Here is a 3,241-nt window from a genome sequence, read left to right on the forward strand (position 1 = left end):
GCGGCTTCTGGCCGCGCGTCGTCTTGTGATTCACTGACGCTCATGGCCCTGTCTCCCCGCTTGCGTGCCCGCCGGTGAACGCCGAACCGATCGCGGCCGTGCGGCCGCGCAACCGCAGGCAGCTCATCGTCGAGGCGGCCGGCAAGGTGTTCAGCGAGCGCGGCTATCACGCGGCGTCCATGGAGGACATCGCCGCCGCGGTGGGCATCAGCGCGGCGGCCCTGTACCGGCATTTCCCCAACAAGTACGCCCTGTTCGCCGAGTGCGCCAATGTCATGGTCGACCGGCTCGTCGCCGTGCTCGACGAGGTGGCACCCGACGCCGCTCCCGCGGACGTGCTGGGCGCCGTGACCCGGGTCGCGGTCGGTCACCGCGCCTCGGGCGGCCTCTACCGCTGGGAGGCCCGCTACCTCGAGCAGGAGGACCGCCGCCTCCTGCGGGCGAAGTTCGCCCGCGTCGTCGCACGGGTCAGCGAGAGCGTGCGGGCCGACGGCTCCGTGCCGCGGGCGGAGCTGCGCGCCGCGGCGTCCCTGGGCGCGATCGGGTCCATCACGACCCACCATGTGTCCATCGCCCAGCGCCGGGCCGAGGACGTGCTGCTGGCCTGTGCCCTGCGGGTGGCCGCGGCCGATCCGGCCGCGGCAGGCGGTCGGGCGCGCCTGGTCGAACTGCCCGCCCGGCCGGTGCCGCGCACCCGGCGCGCGGAGATCCTGGCCGCCGCCATCCCGCTGTTCGCCCGGGACGGCTTCGCCAAGGTGACCAACGGGCGCATCGCGGAGGCGGTCGGCCTGGTGCCCTCCGCCATCTACCGCCACTACCCCAACAAGGTGGACATCCTGGCGGCGGCCTGTCTGCAGGCGGCCGACCTGCTGGCCCAGGCGGTCGACCGCAACCTCCACGAAGTCAGCGACCCGCATGACGCCGTGGTCGCCCTGGCGGCCACCTATGTGGCCTACAGCTTCGAGCACACCGCGCTCACCAGCGTCGCCGAGGCCGAGGTCGTGGGCCTTCCGGCCGATCTGCAGCAGCCCCTGATCCGCGCGCAGCGCGAGCACATCGCCGTCTGGGAGCAGCAACTGCGCCTGGCCCGCCCCGAGGTGGACCCGCGCCAGGCGCGCGTGCTGGTGCATGCCGGGTTCGGTGTCGTGGTCGAGGCGGGGCGCCGGCTGCGCTGGCAGGACACCCCCGAGCACCGCGGCGCCGTCACCGCCCTGGTCGTGGCCGCCCTGGGTCTTGGCTGACCCCGCCGGGCGCGCAGGCCCGGCGGCTCTCAGGCGCCGGGCCGGTTGGCGGTGGGCAGGGTGATGGGGGTCTGGGTCGGTGTGGTGCCGTTGTTGTGGAAGAGCATGGCGATGCCGCGCACGACCTGGTCGAACAGGTACAGGCCGTCCGGCACGATGGGGGAGAGTCCCTCGCGGAAGCGGACATAGGTCGGCCAGGCGGCCTTGATCAGGGTCCGCGATATCCGGTCGTGGGGCAGGTCGAGCCAGTCGGCGTACGTGTCGCCGATCAGGTAGCGGACGAACTCGTTGACGAACCCGGTGGTCAGGCCCAGCGTGGGGTCCTCGACGTAGCCGAGCAGCGTCTTGGCCAGGTTGATGCCCTCGGAGGTGGCGGCGACCTTGGGCCACAGCATCTGGTCGGCCTGCGCCTGCGCGTCCGCCCAGGTGGCGGGGATGAACTGGCGCTGCACGCCCAGCAGATGCAGGGCGACCTGCCAGGCGTGCAGGTCGGCTTCCTGCTCGCGGGCGGACAGCTTGATGCCCCACTTCTTGAGGTTGTTCTGCGCGACGGTGGCCACGGAGTGGAAGGTGACCAGGATGTCGCCGTTGCTGATCGGCTTGGGCTGGTCCGCGCTCTCCATGAAGCGCTTGGACGTCACCAGCAGGCTGCGGACCGTCGAGTGCACCAGGCGCGTCTTGTTGGCCGACACCAGGAAGTGCCCCGCGGGCTGCCAGGCGGTCGGGCTGTGCAGGTCGTAGCCGAAGGTGAAGGTCTTGGCCGCGCGTTCCTTCATGTCGGCGCCGCCGGCCGACCAGTACACCGCCCGGGCCTCGCGCGGGATCACGGTGCTCAGAATGCCGCTGCCCAGGCTCTCGGAGACGAACAGGTAGCTGTTCAGGCGCTTGTAGAGCTTCTCCGACGCGGCAAGGAGCGCCGGATCGGCCCAGGACGGCAGCTGGTTGACCTGCTTGAGGTAGTCGGTCAGGTAGCCCGGCATCCCGGACGGCAGCGGGTCGCTGTTGTCGACCCAGGCTTCCCAGGCCTTGTTGACGGCCGGGATCGACCCGTCGGCCAGGAGCCGGGCCGCCACGTCGTCCGCGTCGGGGTCCCAGACGGTGAACGGGTCGGTGACCGCATCGATCCCCGCGATCGAGCCCCTGGACGACCAGGACCAGGCGCCGGGCGCACTGGTCACGCTCGCGAGTCCCAGTACGGCACCGATCGACAGTGCACGCCTTCTGGTGAGATTTTCCATTTACTTAACCGCCTTCCGCGGGTGCGCCAGTTCGCCCTGGCTATGAGCCTGAGATGCAGACTCCGGACCGGTTGCGTGGTTGTTCCCTGCTGTGATTTCGGATTAACATAATGATGCGTTAGGTCGACGGCAAGACCTCTGCACGGCCCGGAAACCGCTGCCGCCGCCCCCGCGGCGCGCGGCAACTCTGTGACCGGGCGAAAGCCCCGCCCCGGCCGACCCGCATCCGTCCGGCACCCCGAGGAGCCCCATGAACACGGAGCAGGACCAGACCCGAACGCCTCCGCCGCCTGACCCATCGGCAGCGGCGGCCGACGCACGCCCCGCCTGGGTATCGGGCGACCTGCTCGACCAGTGGCGTGCGTGGGTCCACCGGGACCAGAGCCGCCACGAACCGGACGCACCAGGACCGGTGACCGCACTCGCGCCCTGGGACCTGACGCCGATCGCGCCCGTCCCCGCCTGCACCCCCGAGGACGTCGAATCCGCGGCCCTGGCCGCCCGCACCGCCCAGCGCGCGTGGGCCCGCACACCCCTCGCGCGCCGGGCCGGGACCGTCCTGGCCTTCCACGACCTGCTCCTCGAGCGGCAGGACCAGGTCCTCGACCTCATCCAGTGGGAAACGGGCAAGGCCCGCTACCACGCCTGGCAGGAGGTGGCCCAGGTCGCGGCCATCGCCCGGCACTACGCGCGCCGCACCGCCCGCTACCTCGCCCCGCGCCGCGTACGCGGCATGGTCCCCGGCCTGACCAAGGTCAGGGA

The 3,241-nt window shown here is 71.8% G+C and carries 3 protein-coding genes; 2 read left to right on the plus strand and 1 reads right to left on the minus strand.

Annotated elements, in window-relative coordinates; genetic code table 11:
- Positions 1-74 precede the first annotated feature (74 nt).
- Positions 75-1,241, plus strand: a complete 1,167-nt coding sequence (locus ACQKIP_RS43590; RefSeq protein WP_365864894.1) for a TetR/AcrR family transcriptional regulator — start codon at positions 75-77, stop codon at positions 1,239-1,241.
- Positions 1,242-1,270: 29 nt separating this feature from the next.
- On the opposite strand, the gene ACQKIP_RS43595 is transcribed toward ACQKIP_RS43590, so the two are convergent.
- On the minus strand, positions 1,271-2,479 hold the full coding sequence (locus tag ACQKIP_RS43595) for an oxygenase MpaB family protein (protein ID WP_427745553.1): 1,209 nt from the start codon (positions 2,477-2,479) through the stop codon (positions 1,271-1,273).
- A gap of 250 nt (positions 2,480-2,729) precedes the next feature.
- Between ACQKIP_RS43595 and ACQKIP_RS43600 the strand changes: the two genes are divergently transcribed.
- Positions 2,730-3,241: aldehyde dehydrogenase family protein (locus ACQKIP_RS43600; RefSeq protein WP_427745554.1), on the plus strand; the 512-nt coding region annotated here is incomplete at its 3' end.

The organism is Streptomyces sp. NPDC059900, assembly GCF_050270335.1.
Taxonomy (GTDB): Bacteria; Actinomycetota; Actinomycetes; order Streptomycetales; family Streptomycetaceae; genus Streptomyces.